This is a genomic window from Martinezella tropici, from assembly GCF_008370325.1.
Lineage (GTDB): Bacteria > Pseudomonadota > Alphaproteobacteria > Rhizobiales > Rhizobiaceae > Rhizobium > Rhizobium tropici_B.
This window is the reverse complement of record NZ_VNIP01000010.1, coordinates 389,359-406,203: the sequence shown is the minus strand read 5'-3', so window position 1 is coordinate 406,203 and position 16,845 is coordinate 389,359. Positions and strand designations below refer to the sequence as shown.

Here is a 16,845-nt window from a genome sequence, read left to right as displayed (position 1 = left end):
CGCCCGCTGACGGTGCAGTCGGCCGCGCCCTCATCAGAAGCCGGCCGGCAGGTCGGCGCCCAGCCATTTCTGCGATATCTTGTTCAGCGTTCCATCGGCTTTGGCTGCGGCGATGATGTCATCGACCTTTTTCTGGAGGGTCGGTTCGTTCTTGCTGAGCCCGATGTAGCAGGGGGAATTGGTGACGAGGAATTTCATCTCCGGCTTCTTCGGCGGGTTCTTGGCGAGAATGGCCGCGGCGACGACGTTGCCGGTCGCAACCAGCTGGACCTGTCCGGACAAGAAGGCGGAGATGGTGCCGTTATTGTCCTCATAGCGCTTGATCGTCGCGTCCTGCGGCGCAACCTTGGTCAGCGCCAGATCCTCGATTGCGCCGCGGGTAACGCCGATCGTCTTGCCGGAGAGGTCTTCCGGCTTGGCGGCGGCGACGTCGCCTGGACCGAAGACGCCGTTGAAGAAGGGCGCGTAAGGATCGGAGAAATCGATGACCTTTTCACGATCCGGGTTCTTGCCGAGGCTCGAAATCACCAGATCGACCTTGTTCGTCTGCAGGTAAGGAATGCGGTTGGCGCTGGTGACGGGAACAAGCTCCGTCTTCACGCCGAGCTTTTCGCCGATCAGGTTGGCCATATCGATGTCATAGCCCATCGGCGTCATGTCCGGGCCGACGCTGCCGAACGGCGGGAAATCCTGCGGGACGGCGACGCGGAGCGTGCCGCGCGAGGCTATGTCGCTCAGAGCATCCGCCCGAGCCGTCTGCGGGGTCGAAAGCGACCCCATCGCCAGCATCGCGATACCGAGTGCCATGAGCAATTGTCTGCGCTTCATCGAATGTCCTTCCAATCGTGGCATGTTCAAGCTGGAAGGCAGGAGGCAAGACCTATGCCAGTCGGCAGTATAGTGCTTTACCGGCTGCTGACACCGTGACGGGAGTGCTTCATCTCCGGCTGCGAACGGATCAAGCGTGATTAAAAAATGAGCAATTGCTGTTGCGATGCTTGTTTGAATGCCGCCGAACCCATGCGCCGAGAATGGTTCACTTCATGACTGGACAGTTCCGCCCCAAATGCCCCATAGAACCAATAAAGGGTTAACGCTCTTGATGACTGCGACGGGAGATTCGGACTATGGTTTTGGCTGATGCAAAGGCGGGAACACGCAACGAGGCTGGCATATCGGCCGTTCTCGGCATTCTGAAGCAGGCCTTCGGGGAGCGTTTCCAAACCGGTGAAAGCTTTCGCGGCCAACATGCTCACACGACGACCTATATCCCATCGCAGCTTCCGGACGGCGTGGTGCTCGCCGAAACGCGTGAAGATGTGCAGATCGTCGTCAAGGCGTGTGCGGAGCATAGGGTTCCGATCATTCCATTCGGCACGGGCTCTTCGCTGGAAGGGCAGGTAAACGCGCCGCAGGGCGGGATTTCCATCGATTTCAGCCGGATGAACCGCGTCCTTGAAGTCAATCCCGAGGATCTGGATTGCACGGTCGAGCCAGGCGTCACGCGCGAACAGCTCAATACCTATCTGCGCGATACCGGTCTGTTCTTCCCGATCGATCCCGGCGCCAATGCCTCGATCGGCGGCATGGCATCGACGCGCGCATCGGGTACCAATGCCGTGCGCTACGGGACAATGAAAGACAATGTGCTGTCCTTGACCGTCGTGACCGCGAATGGCGAGGAAATACGCACCGCCCGCCGCGCCAGGAAATCATCCGCTGGCTACGATCTGACACGGCTCTTCGTCGGAGCGGAAGGCACGCTCGGCGTGCTAACGTCGATCACGCTGCGCCTGCAGGGCATTCCCCAGAAAATCGCCGGCGGCGCCTGCGCCTTCCCGGATGTCAAGGCGGCATGCGATGCCGTCATCATGACGATCCAAATGGGCGTGCCCGTTGCGCGCATCGAGCTGCTGGATGCGATGCAGATGCGCGCCTGCAACCGCTATTCCGGCCTCAGCTACGATGAGAAGCCGACGCTTTTTCTCGAATTTCACGGCACTGATGAGACCGTCGCGCTGCAATCGGAGCAGTTTGCCGAGATTGCAGCCGAATGTGGCGGCGGCGAATTCCTTTGGACAAGCAATGCAGAAGAGCGCAACAAGCTCTGGAAGGCCCGCCATGACGCCTATTGGGCCTGCCGGGCGCTGGCGCCGGAACTGGCTGCCTTGTCGACGGATGTCTGCGTGCCGATCTCCCGTCTGGCCGAATGCGTGGCGGAAACCCAGGCCGATATCGATGCGCATGGTCTGCTGGCGCCGATCGTCGGCCATGCCGGCGACGGCAATTTCCACGTGCTCGTCCTGTTCGACGACAAGACGCCGGAAGGCATCGCTGTCGTCGAGGATTTCGTTGCGCGCCTGAATGCGCGGGCGCTGGCCATGGACGGCACCTGCACGGGCGAGCATGGGATAGGGCAGGGCAAGATGGCATTCCTCGAACAGGAACTCGGCAATGCCGTTGATCTGATGCGCCAGGTCAAAGAGTCGCTCGACCCGGATGCCATCTTCAATCCCGGAAAGATATTCCGCGGGCACTGAAAGATGGAATATTTTCATGATCTTGGCTTGCTACGCATGTGAATGACGCTAGGCTGCAACCGCTCTTTTCCGGCTTTTGTCATGAAAAGCTGCATGCTTGCGCTAGATGGGGCGACATATCCCTTAAAAAGGGCTGCTTTCATGGGCAGGGATCGGGTAGAAGTGTGCTTATTCCAGCTTATGTCGCGAATGCGCTCTGACATGCGACGACTTGGCATTGGTTGGGAATGAAGATTGGAGACGGTGCGCATTGTTAGGTAGGGTCCTGGTTTTTCTGGGTGGATTGCTCGTGGTGGTGCTATTCGTGGCGCTGCTCGCTCCGCTCTTCATAGACTGGACCGATTTTCGCAAGAATTTCGAGGATCAGGCGAGCCGCATCATCGGCAAGAAGGTGACCGTTCATGGCACCGTCGATGCCCGCCTTCTGCCGTTTCCATCGGTAACGCTGCACGATGTCCGCGTCGGCCAGGAGGCCGATGGGACGCCGCTGGTGCAGATAGCGGAATTCTCGATGGACGCCGAGCTTGCGCCTTTCCTGTCTGGCGAAGCGCTGATCTTCGATATGCGTGTATCGAAGCCGAATGTACGCCTGCGCCTGTCGAAAGATGGGACGCTCGACTGGATGCGCGGCAGCCGGCCGGAGATTCCGGCAAAATCGGTAGTGCTCGAAAGTGTCCATGTGGAAGAGGGCGACATCCTATTCATCGACGAGCAGACTGGCCGCACCCGGCATGTTACCGGCCTGAATGCTCAAATGTCGGCGAAGTCGCTGGCCGGACCTTGGCGCATGGAAGGCGATGCGGCGCTGGATGGCGAGCATGGCAACTTCACCGTTTCCAGCAGCCAGCCGGATGACAACGGTGTCTTGCGGGTCCGCACCCGCCTGATGCCCGACCGCCATCCCCTGAATGTCGATCTCGACGGCGAGCTGAAGCTCGTCGACAGCAAACCGGACTACATGGGCTCCTTCACGGCTGACATCAGCGATAAGCAGGCCCAAAATTCCGCCGATCAGAAGGCGCAGCCCCGCATCAAGGGCCGGTTCGAACTGACGAATGACCGCATTCGCGTTCCGGAATATCGCCTCGAAGTCGGCGGCGCCGACGATCCCTATGTGGTAACCGGCGAGGCGACCCTGGATACGGGCTCCAAGCCGGAGTTTCTGTTGACCGCTGATGGTCAGCAGATCGACGTCAACCGGCTCGGCAACAACAAGGGCGCCAACGGCAAGACGAACCGGAATCCGACAGTCTCCGCGCGTCAGCGGCTGAACAGCCTGATCGCGATCGCCGCCGAAGTCCCAGTACCGCAAGTGCCAGGCAAAGCGACCTTCCGGCTGCCCGCGATCGTTGCCGGCGATACGACGATCCGTGACGTGCAGCTCGATCTCGAACCGGCGGGAACGGGATGGAAGATCGACCATGCGATCGGCACGCTGCCGGGGCGCACGCAGGTCGAAGCACGCGGCAATCTGATGCTGCAGGGCGAGCCGAATTTCATCGGAAATCTGGTCGTCGCCTCCAACCAGCCGTCCGGGCTGGCTTCCTGGCTCGTGGGGTCGGTGGACCCGTCGATCCGCCAGTTGCGTCAGGCCGGTTTTTCTGCCGATGTCAGCTTGCGGCACGAGGAGCAACGTTTCGAGAATCTGGAGATCGCCCTCGGTTCGGCAACCCTCAAAGGCCGGCTTGACCGCCAGGCGCTGAATGACAAGGATCCGCCGAGACTTGCCGTCGATCTTGCCGGCGATGCGCTCGATCTCGACGCGCTGCGGGCGCTGACCGGGCTGTTCACCGGCCAGGACAGCGACGAAACCCTATTCGATCACCGGATCACCGCGCATTTGCAGGCCGGGAAGTTCACTGCCTTCGGCGTACCGGCCGATAATGTCGACACGTCGTTCTCCATAGCAGACGGCGCGCTGACGCTGGACAAGCTTTCCGTGCGTAATGTCGCCGGCGCTGAAATCACCGCCACCGGCCGCGCTGACGGCGAACCTTCGCACTACAAGGGCTCGGGCGAGATCACCTTCAAGGCCGCCGATCCCGGCCCATTCTTTGAAATGCTGCGCCAGCATCTGCCGCATCACCCCGTGATGGACAGGTTGGTGCGTAATGCCGCTTGGTATGGAAATACCGCCCTTCGCGGAGCGGTCACGCTTGGCGGCGACCAGGACAATGCGCTGACGGTGACGCTGGCTGGCGTTTCCAACGGCAGCCGCGTCAATTTCGATTACCGCATGTCCGATCTTTCGGCCTTCACGGGCAAGGGCAAGACGGCGCTTGAGGGGACGCTGGAAAACTCCATCACCTCCATTCTCTTCGGCCAGGCAGGCCTTGATCCGCTGCCGGTCGAGGCCGATGCCAATGGCCGCCTGACGCTGAAAGTCTCCGCCAACGGCACCGATCCGGCCGATGCGGCATTGACCTTTGCCACAGACAAGACCTCGTTCACCGCAAACGGCAAGGTCGACGTGCGTCCCGACACCTTTCTCAACGGGAATATTGCGCTGTCGCTCGAAAGCGCCGATCTCGACCCCTATTTCGTGATGAACGGCATCGGCATCCCCCAGACTGGCGCAGGCCTGCCGGTGAAATTCCAGGCCAATGCCGCGCTGAGCCCGGACAAGATCGTGTTTTCAGATATGAAGGGGGTGCTTGCCGACAACAATATGTCGGGCGTGCTCACCGTCGATCGCAAGGCGCCGAACATCAAGGCATCGGGCGAATTGTCGCTCGACAAGGCGGATTTGGGCTGGCTGGCGGAGGCGATCTATGGGCAGATTGCGGACGCAAAGACGGGTAGCCTCGACAAGGAGAAACTCGGCTTGCCGGCCTTCACCGGGCTCGACATCGGCGTCAAGCTTTCAGCCAAGCAGGTCTGGCCCGGCATATTCGGGCCTATCTCGAATTTTACCGCCAATGCCTCGTACAAGGGTGAGGAATTGCGGCTTAGCGATCTGGCCGGCGGATGGAACGGGGGAACGCTGAACGGCAGCGTCATGCTTGCCAATTCCGACGGCACGGGCTTGCTGCAGACCAAGCTCAGTCTTGCCAATGGCGATCTGGCCGCCGTTGCCTGGCAGCGCGATGGTGCACCGCTCGCCAGCGGCCGTTTCGGGTTTGCAATGAACGCCGAAGCGAGCGGCAGAAGCGTTGCCGAGCTTGCGGCCAATGCCAGCGGCTCGGGAGAACTCAAGCTTGGCGAAACGCATGTGCGCGGTCTCAATCTCGGTATCTTGTCGCCCCTGCTTTCGGCGACGGATCAGATCCAGGGCGATATCACCGTCGCCAAGGTGCTGCCGATCGTGCAGACGCTGCTTAACAATGGCGAAGCCGTGCTTCCGGCCACGAGCATACCCTTCAATATTTCTGCAGGGGTGGCGCGTGCGACGAATATTGCAGCTGGCAACGATGTGGCGAAGCTCTCCGGCAATGCCGAAATGAGCCTGCCGGACGAGCGCATGCGCGGATCCCTCGGCATCGATTTCAATGCCGGGGCCGAGGCGCAGAGTGGCGCGGAGCCCGCCTTGCGCCTCGATTTTGCCGGGCCGCTTACGGCGCCAGGCCGAACGATGGATGTGACCGACGTCACCAGCTTCCTGTCGGTGCGCGCATTTGAGCGCGAGCGCCGGCGTGTCGAACGTTTGCAGGCCAATGTGCTTGAGAAGCAGCGACTCCGGCGCGAGGTGGCGCTCTACAAATTTACTGTTATCGCACGCGAAGCTCAACGCCAGCGTGATGCCGCCATCGAGCAGCAGCGCCGTGCCGAGGAAAATCGCCTGCGCGATCTGGCGCGGCAAGCTGCCGCACAAAAGCAGGCGGAGGAAGAGGCCCGCGCCAGACAGCTGGCGGAAGAGGAAGCCAAGGCCAGAGCCGCCGCTGAAGCCCGGGCAAGAGCCGAAATGCAGCGGGTGCCAGCGCCCAATGGGCAGGCGCCGCAAACGAATGGGCCTCTGAATTTCAACGGACTACCGGGAATTGCGCAATAGCATATGCCTTTGCAGGCAATCACGGCTACTGAACCTTCGGAGCCATCTGTGGACACCGCGAACCTGTCGAAATCGCGCCGGAGCGGTTCAACTTTTCACGGGCTTCCGAAATCGCTCTATCTCTCCGTTTTTGCGCAATTCCGGATGTAAAACCGCCGTGCATTTTTCGATATGCTCTAGCGGCGATCCTTCAGCCATTTAAGGACATAGAGGCGGAGTGCGGAAGAGAGATTGCTGCCAGCCTCGCGGCCGTCATCGATTTCGGAGATCAGTGCCGCGAGCGAGGTGCCGCGCGTATTGGCGATGGCCTTCAGTTCTGTCCAGAAGGCATCTTCCAGGGAAAAGCTTGTGCGATGGCCATGCAGCGTCGCGGAATGTTTGCGGATCATCGGCGGATCGATCAAAAATCGGAAATGGTGGGATAGTGTCTGAAAGTGATTCAAAATGCGGAAGTAAGCAACTGATTTCTGAAGTTTTTTATCTCGAGACCAAAACTAGTCTTCGCTCTCCGTCGTCTCGATTCGGCCTGCTTCGTGCGTTTTCACGCTCTTCTCGTTGAGTGCTTTTGTCAGGCTTTTTTCGGCCTTGGTCCGCCCGAAGGTGACGCGGTTCTGCTCCGCCTGCTTTTCCTTGACCGAACGGGCCTGCTTCTTGCGAAACTGACGCAGATTGACGATTTCGGCGCTCATCGATCCCCCGTGATATGCGAAGGGGAGGCAAATGCCTCCCCGGTTGTACCTACTGCTTCTTGCGGAACGCGTCGAGAGAGACGACCGATCCCGGTTTCTTTTCTTCGCCTTCCTTGGCCGCCGCTGCCGGAGCTTCCTCGCCTTCGACTGGCACCGGATAGGCTGTGATTTCGCTGGAGGAGAGTTCCTCCTCATCGGCCAGCGGCACGTCGAACTCCAGCTCGAAGTTGACGGAAGGATCGTAGAAGCCGCGGATGGCATTGAAGGGGACGACCAGCTTTTCCGGAACATCGGAGAAGGAGAGGCCGATCTCGAACTGGCTTTCCGTGATCTTCAGATCCCAGAACTGATGCTGGATGACGATGGTCATCTGCTCGGGATACTTCGCCTTCAGGTGCTGCGAGATGCGCACGCCGGGAGCGCCTGTCAGAAAAGTAATGAAGAAATGATGGTCACCGGGCAGGCGACCTGTGGCGCCGACCTCGGTCAACACCTTGCGGATGACTCCACGCAAGGCGTCCTGTGCCAAAATGTCGTAGCGGATATGATCCTGCCCCATGCTTTCCTGTCTTTCGTTGGCCATGTTTTTTATAGGCTTATGCCACGCTGAACGCCGCCGGAAAAGCCCTATGCGCGAGTCACCGCCTGTCGATCTATAATATAGCACTGGAGAAGAAGGTGAAGGCTTCTGTTGCCAGGTGCCTTCGAACCCCGCCTAAGAGTGCGACCCCTTAGGACTTTATTTGAAGTGTCACACCGCGATTAAGCAGCGAGACGAGCTTCCGCATAGTTGTCGTTTGCAACTACAATTTTAGCCCGATAACGGCGGTACAATGCCGAGCGAAAAGTCGATCTTTACACCCTTGTCGATCCTGTTTCGCCCCCATCAAAAGCCGGTCTGACGCCAGTCTTGCCGGCCGGTTTTTGGTGGAGGCGCCGGGTACCGCCCCCGGGTCCAATAGGTTTATTACACCGCTCATTTATCGCCATAGCCGGCCCGAAGACCGGCACGGCTGATATAGTGTTTTCCGCGAGCGAAGGGAAGGGCATTTGTCATAAATGCTTCGCCGAAACATCGCTTTGCGTCTGCGGGCGCGAGATTTGGCTGAATTATGTTTCGCGGTGGTTGGTTTCGTCCCGGCTTGTCATTAAAATCGCAAGAAAGGAATCGGCCGGACGCGGCGGCAACCGGCCGCTGGTGGCATCCGTGCCGCCGGCAAATTCAAGCGATTTCGGAGCGGAAGATGGCTCGTCACCCGGAGTATCAATATCTCGACCTGATGGAGCACCTGCTCGAGCATGGTGATCGCCGGATCGACCGTACGGGCGTGGGTACCTTGAGCGGCCTCGGCGCCATGATGCGCTTCGACCTTTCTAAGGGACAGATCCCGATCTTCACGACGAAGCGCGTCTACTGGAAACTTGCCGTCAAGGAAATGCTCTGGTTTCTGACCGGCGACACCAATATCCGCAATCTCCTGAAGGAGAATGTGCGGATCTGGACAGACTGGCCGCTGGCGAAATATCGCAAGGCAACGGGCGAGGATATCGATCAGGTCGCTTTCGAGAAGCGGATTCTCGAGGACGAGGCCTTCGCTCTTCAATGGGGCGATCTCGGCCCGGTCTATGGCAAGCAATGGCGGCAATGGCGCGATGCCGAGGGCCGGGTGCATGACCAGCTCGCTGCGGTCATCAAGGACCTCAAGACCAATCCCAGCAGCCGCCGGATGATTTTCCATGCCTGGAATGTCGGAGAGCTTGCCGACATGGCGCTGCATCCCTGCCATATGGTCTATCAGTTTCATGTGTCGAACATCTCAGCCGAGGGCGGCATGCGTCCGCGCCTTAGCCTCATGGTGTTCCAACGCTCATGCGACCTGGTCTTGGGCAATCCTTTCAATATCTGTCAGCAGGCAGTTTTGTTGGCTATGGTCGCGCAGCAGGTCGATATGGATGTGGGAGAGCTGGTCTGGTCTGGCGGCGACGTGCACCTCTATCTCAATCATCTCGATGCCGTCCGCGAACAGCTCAGCCGCGAGCCGAAGCCGTTCCCGACCTTGCGTCTGCTGCGCCGGCCCGACAGCATCGACGACTATCACATCGAGGATTTCGAGGTTGTCGGCTATGAGCCGCACGCCGCGATCGCGGCCGAGGTTGCGGTTTAGGCGTTTCGGCCGGCAACGAGAACGGCTCCACTGACAAGTAGCAATGCTCCGACAAGCTGCCACATGCTGAAACCGGCCATCGTCTTCCCGGAGATGGCGGCGTCGAATGCCAGGCCAGCCAGGAGCTGGCTGGCGACCAGCACGGCAATGGTGGGGGCGGCGCCAAGGCGCTGATATCCGAGTATGCCCGCAAAGACAAAGAAGGAGCCAAGGAGGCCTGGCAGCAAGGCCCATGGCTTGATGGCACCGGCCGCTTCCGTAAGGCCGGCGAGACCGTTGCGGGAAATCAGGATCACGAGCAGCGCCGTCAGCCCGACCGAGGAGTTGATGACGAGCGTAACAAGTACGGTCGATACCGACTGGGTGATCCGCACCATCAGCGCGTTTTGTAGAACCAGCGATATGCCGGCGAGAATGAGCGTTGCCACCGTGATCGGCATGGTGTTCGCGCCTTAAGCTGCCGGTTTGATATCGGGGTCGGTGCGTTGATCGAGCAGGAGCTGCAGAAAGGCGAGATCGAGCCATCGCCCGAACTTCGTGCCGACTTGCGGGAGAAGGCCGACCTGCTGGAAGCCGAGCTTTTCGTGCAGCCGGATCGAGGCCTCATTGCCGGCCTCGATGCCCGCAACCATCGCATGCTTGCCGATCGCCCGGGCGCGCTCGATCAGCTCGATCATGAGCGCCTTGCCGATGCCGCCGCGATATTGATCGTTGCGGACATAGACGGAGTGTTCGACCGTATGCCGATAGCCATCGAAGGCGCGCCAATCGCCAAACGAGGCATAGCCGATGACGTCGCCGAGATCGTCTGTCGCCACCAGAACCGGATAACCGAGCTTATGCCGATCCTGCAGCCATTGGCGGCGGTTGGCGATATCGACCTGTGTCTCGTTCCAGATCGCGGCGGTATTGGCGACGGCGTCATTGTAGATCGCGGTTATTCCCGCAAGATCCTCGTCTCTCGCATCGCGAATTTGCATCGGTGGCTCCGTGGGCATCGTCCATCGAAATGGATGGCCGTATCGCTTGTTTTTTCATGCCGTCATACACTGATTTCGGCATCTGTCTACTATGTTAATACAAAACTGTATCAGAGAGCAAACACAGCTACTCTTGAGTCCTACTTTTCCGGCGATATGCGTCGATTGTCACTCCGACAAAAGTCCACTATAGTAAAACGCATGTCCCAACTTGATGATATCGACAAGCGCATCGGCGCACGTATCCGTATTGAACGCGAGAACCGTAACTGGTCGCTGACGGAGCTGGCGGAGCGCTCGGCCGTTTCCCGTGCCATGATCCACAAGATTGAGCGCGGCGAGAGCAGCCCGACGGCGACGCTGCTCGGCAAGCTTTCCGGCGCCTTCAGCTTGAGCATGTCGACCTTGATGGCGCGTGCCGAGATGCAGCAGGGCCGCTTTCTCAGGAAGGAAGAGCAGCCCGTCTGGGTTGATCCGCAGACGGGTTACGAGCGGCGGCATGTCTCGCCAAAATCGGATCTGCCGCTGGATCTGGTTCGTATCGAATTGCCTGCTGGGGCGGAAGTTCCGATGCCCGCGTCGGCCTATGCCTTCATGCGGCAGCTCATCTGGGTGCTTAAGGGGCGGCTGACGTTTATCGAAGGAGATGCGAAGCACTCGATGTCGGCAGGCGATTGCCTCGAGCTTGGCCCGCCGACGGACTGCGTCTTCAAGAATGAAAGCGGAGAGCCCTGCATCTATGCCGTCCTCGTGCTTCGCAACGCATGAGGGATGGCGTTAAACTTGGCGTTACTCAATGGCATTCCGCTCGTCCCGCCGAGCGATAGGCGATATGCTGCCGCCTTCTCGTGCGGAGAAGGAGATTGACCTTGGAGATCGCAGTCATCGGTGCCGGCGCGATGGGGAGCGCCATTGGCCGGCGTTTGGTCGAGAATGGGGCGAGGGTGGTCACCTATCTCGAGGGTCGTTCGGCTTCGACCATCGAGCGCGCGAAAGCAGCCGGCATGGGGGCGGTCAATCTCGCCGCTATCGCTGCGTCGCGTCTCATTCTTTCCATCGTTCCGCCCGCAGAGGCCGTTTCCGTCGCCAGGCAGATCGCTATCGAACTGCGCCGAAGTGGCAGCAAGACGACGTTCATAGACTGCAACGCGATCTCGCCGAAGACCATGGCCGAGGTAGCGGCGATCTTCGGCAGCGACTGCGGCGTGGTTCTCGACGGCTGCATTATTGGCGGCCCGCCGAAGCCGGGCCAGAAGGGGCCGAAACTCTATGTGAGCGGCGACACCGCCAACAATAGCGGCGTGCTTGTGGAGCACGGACTTCAGGTGCGCCGCATCGACGGGCCGCTCGGTGCTGCCTCGGCTTTGAAGATGTGCTACGCCGGCATCAACAAGGGCGTGACCGGTCTCGGCACGGCCATGTTGCTTGCCGCAATCCATTCCGGCGCCGATGCGGCCTTGAAACGCGAGCTTCAGGAGAGCCTGCCGGATCTCGATGCGAAATTCGCACATGGTATTCCGGACATGTATCCTAAAGCCTATCGCTGGATCGCGGAGATGGAGGAGATTTCGGATTTCCTCGGCGAGGACGACCCCGCCGCGCTGATATTCAAGGGCATGGCCGGGCTCTATCGAAAGATGGCTAGCGATCGGGAAGACGGAGGTCTTCTGGCCGGCCGGCTCGACAAGCTCAATAATGCGGGGTGATGCGGGGCCGCGAGGCGTCTTCTATCTCCCATCGTCGCCATCTTGATGTAAAGTCGCTGCGCCGACTCGATTGGTGTCGGTGACATGGACCGAGGGAGACGCATGACCCAGCCGATCAAGACCATCGTCGTTGCCGTATCGCGCAATGGCATTATCGGGCGCGAAGGCGACATGCCCTGGCGATTGTCATCCGATCTCAAGCGCTTCAAGGCATTGACGCTGGGTAAGCCTGTTATCATGGGACGCAAGACGTTCCAGTCGATCGGCAGGCCCTTGCCCGGCCGGCCAAATATCGTCATCACCCGCGACCCAGGTTTCTCGGCTGAGGGGATAGCGGTGGTGCATTCGCTTGAGGAAGGAATCGAGGCAGCATCCCGTTTAGCGCGAGAGAGCGATGTCGACGAAATCTGCATCCTTGGCGGCGGTGAGATCTATCGACAGGCGATCGGTGTGGCCGATCGTTTGCTGATTACCCATGTGGAGGCGGATGTCGAGGGTGACACCGCCTTTCCAGCGATTGATCCCGCCATATGGCAAGCCGAAAGTGAGCTTGCGGTGCCGGCCGGCGAGAAGGACACTTATCCGACGCGTTTCGTTAGCTATTTCAGGCGAAAGGCATAAAAGCCGCCCCCGGAAAGCAAATATTTTCCAATGAATCCGGCCAACTTCCTCAAGTCTCGTTGAAAGCAGGTGCTTCGATACCTATAACGGGAAACAATCGTTGCCACCCGCGGATCTCGAGCCAAGAATTCCGTGGGTTCGGCGCGATATCGGGAGTCAACAAACAAAGAGGTTTTGATGCCTTGGAGCAATCAGAATGGCGGCGGCGGTGGCCCATGGGGCGGCGGTGGCGGCGGAAATAATCAGGGACCTTGGGGGCAAGGACCAAACCGGCCGCGGGGAAGCGGCAACGGAGGGCCTCCGGACCTTGAGGATATCATTCGCCGCGGTCAGGACCGATTGAAAGGTTTCGTGCCAGGTGGCTTCAATGCAGGCGTCGTCCTCATCATCATCGCAGTGATCGCCGTTTTCTGGCTGATCCAGTGCATCTACACGGTGCAGCCGGACGAGCGCGGCGTAGAATTGCGCTTCGGCAAGCCGCGCGAAGAAGTTTCGATGCCAGGCCTGCACTTCCACATCTGGCCGATGGACCGCATCGAATTCGTCAAGGTGACCGAGCAGCAGCGCAACATCGGCGGCCGCTCAACCGCCGGTTCGAGTGCCGGCCTGATGCTGACGGGCGATCAGAACATCGTCAATGTGCAGTTCTCGGTTCTCTATACGGTGACCAACCCGCAATCCTATCTGTTCAATCTCGAAACCCCCGACGAGACGCTGCAGCAGGTTGCCGAAAGCGCCATGCGCGAGGTTGTCGGTCGCCGGCCTGCCCAGGATATCTATCGCGACAAGCGTCAGGAAATCGCGACCGAGGTGAGGAGCATCATCCAGGATACGATGGATCGCTATGGTTCGGGCATCTCCATCAACGCCATTCCGATCGAGGATGTCTCGCCGCCGCGCGAAGTGGCTGACGCCTTCGACGAAGTGCAGCGTGCCGAGCAGAATGAAGACCAGCAGGTGGAAGAGGCCAATCAATACGCCAACCAGAAGCTCGGTCAGGCCCGCGGTCGCGCGGCTCAGATCCGCGAAGAAGCAGCCGCCTACAAGGACCGCGTTGTGAAGGAAGCCCAGGGTGAGGCGCAGCGCTTCATCTCGATCTACGACGAATACGTCAAGGCGCCGGAAGTCACGCGCAAGCGTCTGTTCCTCGAAACCATGGAGTCCGTCATCGGCAATTCCAACAGCATCATCATCGACGACAAGCAGGGCGTCGTGCCTTACCTGCCGCTGAATGACATCGGCAAGCAGTCCACGACGCCGGCGGGCAAGCCCGCCGCTGCAACTCAGCCGGAGGCCAAATGATGACGTCCAGCCGTTTGCCAGCCATTCTCATCGCGCTCGCGGTAGTGCTGCTGCTCGTTTATTCGTCGGTGTTCGTGGTCAATGCGCGTGAACAGGCGATCGTCCTGCGCTTCGGCCAGATTCGCGAGGTCAAGACGGAACCAGGTCTCTACTTCAAGCTGCCTTTCGCCTTCATGGATGCCGATCGTGTCCAGTATGTGCAGCTGCAGGAGCTTCGCTTCGATCTGGACAATATTCGTGTCCAAGTCTCGGGTGGCAAGTTCTATGAAGTCGATGCCTTCGTCGTCTACAGGATCATGGATGCACGCAAGTTCCGCGAGACCGTTTCCGGCGATCGCGATTCTGCGGAATCGCGCCTCAGAACCCGCCTCGACGCTGCATTGCGCCGTGTCTACGGTCTGCGCGGCTTTGAAGCGGCGCTTTCCGATGAACGCGCCTCGATGATGACGGAAGTGCGCAACGATCTGCATCGCGATGCCGAATCGCTCGGTCTCAACATCGAGGACGTCCGCATCCGCCGCACCGACCTGACCCAGGAAGTGTCGCAGCAGACCTATGACCGCATGAAGGCCGAGCGTCTGGCGGAAGCCGAACTCATCCGCGCTCGCGGTAACGAAGAAGGCCAGAAGCGCCGCGCGATCGCGGACCGCCAGGTTGTCGAGATCGTTGCGGACGCTCAGAAGGATTCCGAAGTGCTGCGCGGTGAGGGCGAAGCCGAGCGAAACGGCATCTTCGCCGATGCCTCGAAGCGCGATCCGAACTTCTATGAGTTCTATCGCTCGATGGCCGCTTACAACAAGGCGCTTGCCTCGGGTGGCAAGACGCTTGTCCTGCCGCCGAACCAGTCGGACTTCTTCAAGTACTTCGACAGTCCCGCGGGTTCAGCGCCCAATGCCGGGGCGCCGGCGCTTGCCAATCCGACGCCGCCCGCGAATTAAGGCGTCAAATCAAGGAATGGAAGGGCTGCCTCACGGTGGCCCTTTTCCTTTTGCGGATCGCATCGCCTTTACCATGTTGCATCGTCGGCGCGGAGTGCGGGGATTTCGCAAAAAGGTGATTTCACGCTTCATCATTCCGCCTTATGTTGATGCTTATACAAGATTTCCCCTTTCTCAATGAGGATGCCTGATGGCTTCGACCAATCGCCTGCCTTTCAGCCGTTCGTTCGCCGTGCTGGCCAGCATGGCACTGATTGCCGGCCCCGTTGTGGGCGTTACCGAACAGGCTTATGCGCAGGCGCAGAATAGCGGTGCGACGGCGGGTGCCCAGGCGCCGGCCACCAACAACCAGACGCCTCTGGCCGCATCACCGACGGCTACGCTGAACCCGGGCGCGATAAACCCGGCAATGAGTGCCGGGCCGGCTTCGGTTGCCGATCTTGCTTCGGGGTTGCTGGATGCCGTCGTCAATATTTCCACATCGCAGAAGGTGAAGGACGAGGGCGATGGGCCGGCGACGCCAAAGGTGCCGGACAACTCGCCCTATCAGGATTACTTCAACGATTTCTTCAACAACAAGAAAGACGACAACAGCAATCGCAAGGTGAGCTCGCTCGGCTCCGGCTTCGTCATCGACCCGGCCGGCTATATCGTCACCAATAATCACGTCATCGAAGGCGCCGACGATATCGAGGCGATCTTCCCGAACGGCACCAAGCTGAAGGCGAAACTGATCGGCACCGATACGAAGACCGATCTTTCGGTGCTCAAGGTCGAGCCGAAGCATCCGCTGACGGCGGTGAAGTTCGGCGATTCCTCCAAGATGCGGATCGGTGACTGGGTGATGGCGATCGGCAATCCCTTCGGTCTCGGCGGGTCCGTGACCGTCGGCATCGTTTCGGCCCGAGGGCGCAACATCAACGCCGGCCCTTATGACAACTTCATCCAGACGGATGCGGCGATCAACAAGGGCAATTCCGGCGGTCCGCTCTTCAATATGAAGGGCGAGGTAATCGGCATCAATACGGCCATCATTTCCCCGAGCGGCGGCTCGATCGGCATCGGCTTCGCCGTGCCGTCCGAACTGGCGGAAGGCGTCGTCAATCAGCTCCGGGATTTTGGCGAGACGCGCCGCGGCTGGCTCGGCGTGCGCATCCAGCCGGTAACGGATGATGTTGCCAACAGTCTCGGTCTAGCCGGTGCCAAGGGCGCGCTCGTGGCGGGCGTCATCAAGGGCGGCCCGGTCGACAACGGTTCGATCAAGGCGGGTGATGTTATCCTGAAATTCGACGGCAAAGATGTGGACGAGATGCGCGATCTGCCGCGCGTCGTTGCCGAAAGCCCCGTCGGCAATGAAGTCGATGTCGTCATTTTCCGCGATGGCAAGGAACAGACCGTCAAGGTGACCCTCGGTCGACTGGAAGACAGCGATCAGGCGGCAGCCGCCAATACCGACAAGACCAAGAAGCCGCAGCTTGCGCCGGACGATAATGGTAATAATGGTGGTGTCATCAATCCCGACGAGGGTGAAGAGGGTGGCGATGACGGCATGGATGGACAGGACCAGGGCGCCGATCCGCAGCAATCGCCACAGGTTCAACCACCGGTCCAGGCGACCTCGAACATACTCGGCATGAAGCTCGCGACGCTGACATCAGAGAACCGCAAGAGCTTCGGCATTGCCGATAGCGTCGACGGCGTCGTCATCACTGAGGTGGCGCCAGGTTCGGCAGCGGCCGACAAGGGCCTAAAACCAGGCGACGTCGTCGTGGAAGTGGCGCAGGAATTCGTCCAGACGCCGAGTGCCGCCTCGGAGAAGGTGGCTTCGCTGAAGCGCGAGGGACGTCGCAATGCGCAGATGATGGTTGCGTCTCCGAACGGTGACTTGCGCTTCATCGCCGTTGCGTTGGAGTAGA

Annotated in this window: 15 protein-coding genes and 1 other RNA gene; 9 read left to right on the top strand and 7 right to left on the bottom strand. The window is 59.9% G+C overall.

The features are described from left to right. Positions 1-33 precede the first annotated feature (33 nt). Positions 34-807, bottom strand: coding sequence for a transporter substrate-binding domain-containing protein (locus tag FP026_RS20805; RefSeq protein WP_246665401.1), 774 nt, complete (start codon positions 805-807; stop codon positions 34-36). 320 nt (positions 808-1,127) lie between these two features. Here FP026_RS20805 and FP026_RS20800 point away from each other — a divergent pair, with 320 nt between their 5' ends. Then, the gene (locus FP026_RS20800; RefSeq protein ID WP_149636494.1) at positions 1,128-2,540 is read left to right on the top strand and encodes an FAD-binding oxidoreductase; all 1,413 of its coding nucleotides are present in this window, start codon (positions 1,128-1,130) and stop codon (positions 2,538-2,540) included. Between the two features lie 250 nt (positions 2,541-2,790). Beyond that, positions 2,791-6,528 (top strand): AsmA family protein, encoded by a 3,738-nt coding sequence (locus FP026_RS20795; RefSeq protein WP_149636493.1) that lies wholly within the window; start codon positions 2,791-2,793, stop codon positions 6,526-6,528. Between the two features lie 176 nt (positions 6,529-6,704). Here FP026_RS20795 and FP026_RS20790 read toward each other — a convergent pair whose 3' ends face one another. The 4 genes from FP026_RS20790 to ssrA form a co-directional block, all read right to left on the bottom strand. Beyond that, positions 6,705-6,917, bottom strand: a complete 213-nt coding sequence (locus tag FP026_RS20790) for a ribbon-helix-helix domain-containing protein (protein ID WP_149636492.1) — start codon at positions 6,915-6,917, stop codon at positions 6,705-6,707. Between the two features lie 105 nt (positions 6,918-7,022). Continuing rightward, positions 7,023-7,217 (bottom strand): DUF4169 family protein, encoded by a 195-nt coding sequence (locus tag FP026_RS20785; protein WP_149636491.1) that lies wholly within the window; start codon positions 7,215-7,217, stop codon positions 7,023-7,025. Positions 7,218-7,266: 49 nt separating this feature from the next. Then, entirely contained in the window at positions 7,267-7,776 is a 510-nt protein-coding gene (locus FP026_RS20780; RefSeq protein WP_149636490.1) for an SspB family protein, read from the bottom strand. 118 nt (positions 7,777-7,894) lie between these two features. Further along, positions 7,895-8,265, bottom strand: a transfer-messenger RNA (tmRNA) gene (gene ssrA / locus FP026_RS20775). A 196-nt stretch (positions 8,266-8,461) separates the two neighbouring features. On the opposite strand from ssrA, the gene thyA reads away from it, so the two are divergent. Further along, positions 8,462-9,382, top strand: coding sequence for a thymidylate synthase (thyA, locus tag FP026_RS20770; protein ID WP_149636489.1), 921 nt, complete (start codon positions 8,462-8,464; stop codon positions 9,380-9,382). Here the strand turns inward: thyA and FP026_RS20765 are convergent. Further along, entirely contained in the window at positions 9,379-9,822 is a 444-nt protein-coding gene (locus FP026_RS20765; RefSeq protein ID WP_149636488.1) for a DMT family transporter, read from the bottom strand. The genes thyA and FP026_RS20765 overlap by 4 nt on opposite strands. Before the next feature lie 12 nt (positions 9,823-9,834). After that, a complete protein-coding gene (locus tag FP026_RS20760) occupies positions 9,835-10,362 on the bottom strand; it encodes a GNAT family N-acetyltransferase (RefSeq protein WP_149636487.1) in 528 nt (175 codons plus the stop codon). A gap of 201 nt (positions 10,363-10,563) precedes the next feature. Between FP026_RS20760 and FP026_RS20755 the strand changes: the two genes are divergently transcribed. From FP026_RS20755 to FP026_RS20730, 6 genes are all read left to right on the top strand, one after another. Further along, positions 10,564-11,130, top strand: coding sequence for a helix-turn-helix domain-containing protein (locus FP026_RS20755; RefSeq protein WP_149636486.1), 567 nt, complete (start codon positions 10,564-10,566; stop codon positions 11,128-11,130). Between the two features lie 101 nt (positions 11,131-11,231). Then, positions 11,232-12,068: an NAD(P)-dependent oxidoreductase gene (locus tag FP026_RS20750; RefSeq protein WP_149636533.1), complete on the top strand. Its 837-nt coding sequence runs from the start codon at positions 11,232-11,234 to the stop codon at positions 12,066-12,068. Between the two features lie 102 nt (positions 12,069-12,170). Then, positions 12,171-12,689 carry a dihydrofolate reductase gene (locus tag FP026_RS20745; protein ID WP_149636485.1) on the top strand — a complete coding sequence of 173 codons (519 nt, stop codon included), beginning with the start codon at positions 12,171-12,173 and terminating at the stop codon, positions 12,687-12,689. Between the two features lie 177 nt (positions 12,690-12,866). Next, a complete protein-coding gene (gene hflK, locus FP026_RS20740) occupies positions 12,867-13,991 on the top strand; it encodes an FtsH protease activity modulator HflK (RefSeq protein WP_149636484.1) in 1,125 nt (374 codons plus the stop codon). Beyond that, on the top strand, positions 13,991-14,929 hold the full coding sequence (gene hflC, locus FP026_RS20735; protein ID WP_149636483.1) for a protease modulator HflC: 939 nt from the start codon (positions 13,991-13,993) through the stop codon (positions 14,927-14,929). Before hflK ends, hflC begins: the two co-directional genes overlap by 1 nt. A 190-nt stretch (positions 14,930-15,119) precedes the next feature. After that, entirely contained in the window at positions 15,120-16,844 is a 1,725-nt protein-coding gene (locus tag FP026_RS20730; protein ID WP_149636482.1) for a Do family serine endopeptidase, read from the top strand. Position 16,845: the final 1 nt, after the last annotated feature.

Bases quoted from the DNA above. Each gene is read 5' to 3' on its own strand.
- FP026_RS20805 (WP_246665401.1), bottom strand. From the start codon at position 807: ATGGCACTCGGTATCGCGATGCTGGCGATGGGGTCGCTTTCGACCCCG.
- FP026_RS20800 (WP_149636494.1), top strand. From the start codon at position 1,128: ATGGTTTTGGCTGATGCAAAGGCGGGAACACGCAACGAGGCTGGCATA.
- FP026_RS20790 (WP_149636492.1), bottom strand. From the start codon at position 6,917: ATGATCCGCAAACATTCCGCGACGCTGCATGGCCATCGCACAAGCTTT.
- FP026_RS20785 (WP_149636491.1), bottom strand. From the start codon at position 7,217: ATGAGCGCCGAAATCGTCAATCTGCGTCAGTTTCGCAAGAAGCAGGCC.
- FP026_RS20780 (WP_149636490.1), bottom strand. From the start codon at position 7,776: ATGGGGCAGGATCATATCCGCTACGACATTTTGGCACAGGACGCCTTG.
- thyA (WP_149636489.1), top strand. From the start codon at position 8,462: ATGGCTCGTCACCCGGAGTATCAATATCTCGACCTGATGGAGCACCTG.
- FP026_RS20765 (WP_149636488.1), bottom strand. From the start codon at position 9,822: ATGCCGATCACGGTGGCAACGCTCATTCTCGCCGGCATATCGCTGGTT.
- FP026_RS20760 (WP_149636487.1), bottom strand. From the start codon at position 10,362: ATGCAAATTCGCGATGCGAGAGACGAGGATCTTGCGGGAATAACCGCG.
- FP026_RS20755 (WP_149636486.1), top strand. From the start codon at position 10,564: ATGTCCCAACTTGATGATATCGACAAGCGCATCGGCGCACGTATCCGT.
- FP026_RS20745 (WP_149636485.1), top strand. From the start codon at position 12,171: ATGACCCAGCCGATCAAGACCATCGTCGTTGCCGTATCGCGCAATGGC.
- hflK (WP_149636484.1), top strand. From the start codon at position 12,867: ATGCCTTGGAGCAATCAGAATGGCGGCGGCGGTGGCCCATGGGGCGGC.
- hflC (WP_149636483.1), top strand. From the start codon at position 13,991: ATGACGTCCAGCCGTTTGCCAGCCATTCTCATCGCGCTCGCGGTAGTG.
- FP026_RS20730 (WP_149636482.1), top strand. From the start codon at position 15,120: ATGGCTTCGACCAATCGCCTGCCTTTCAGCCGTTCGTTCGCCGTGCTG.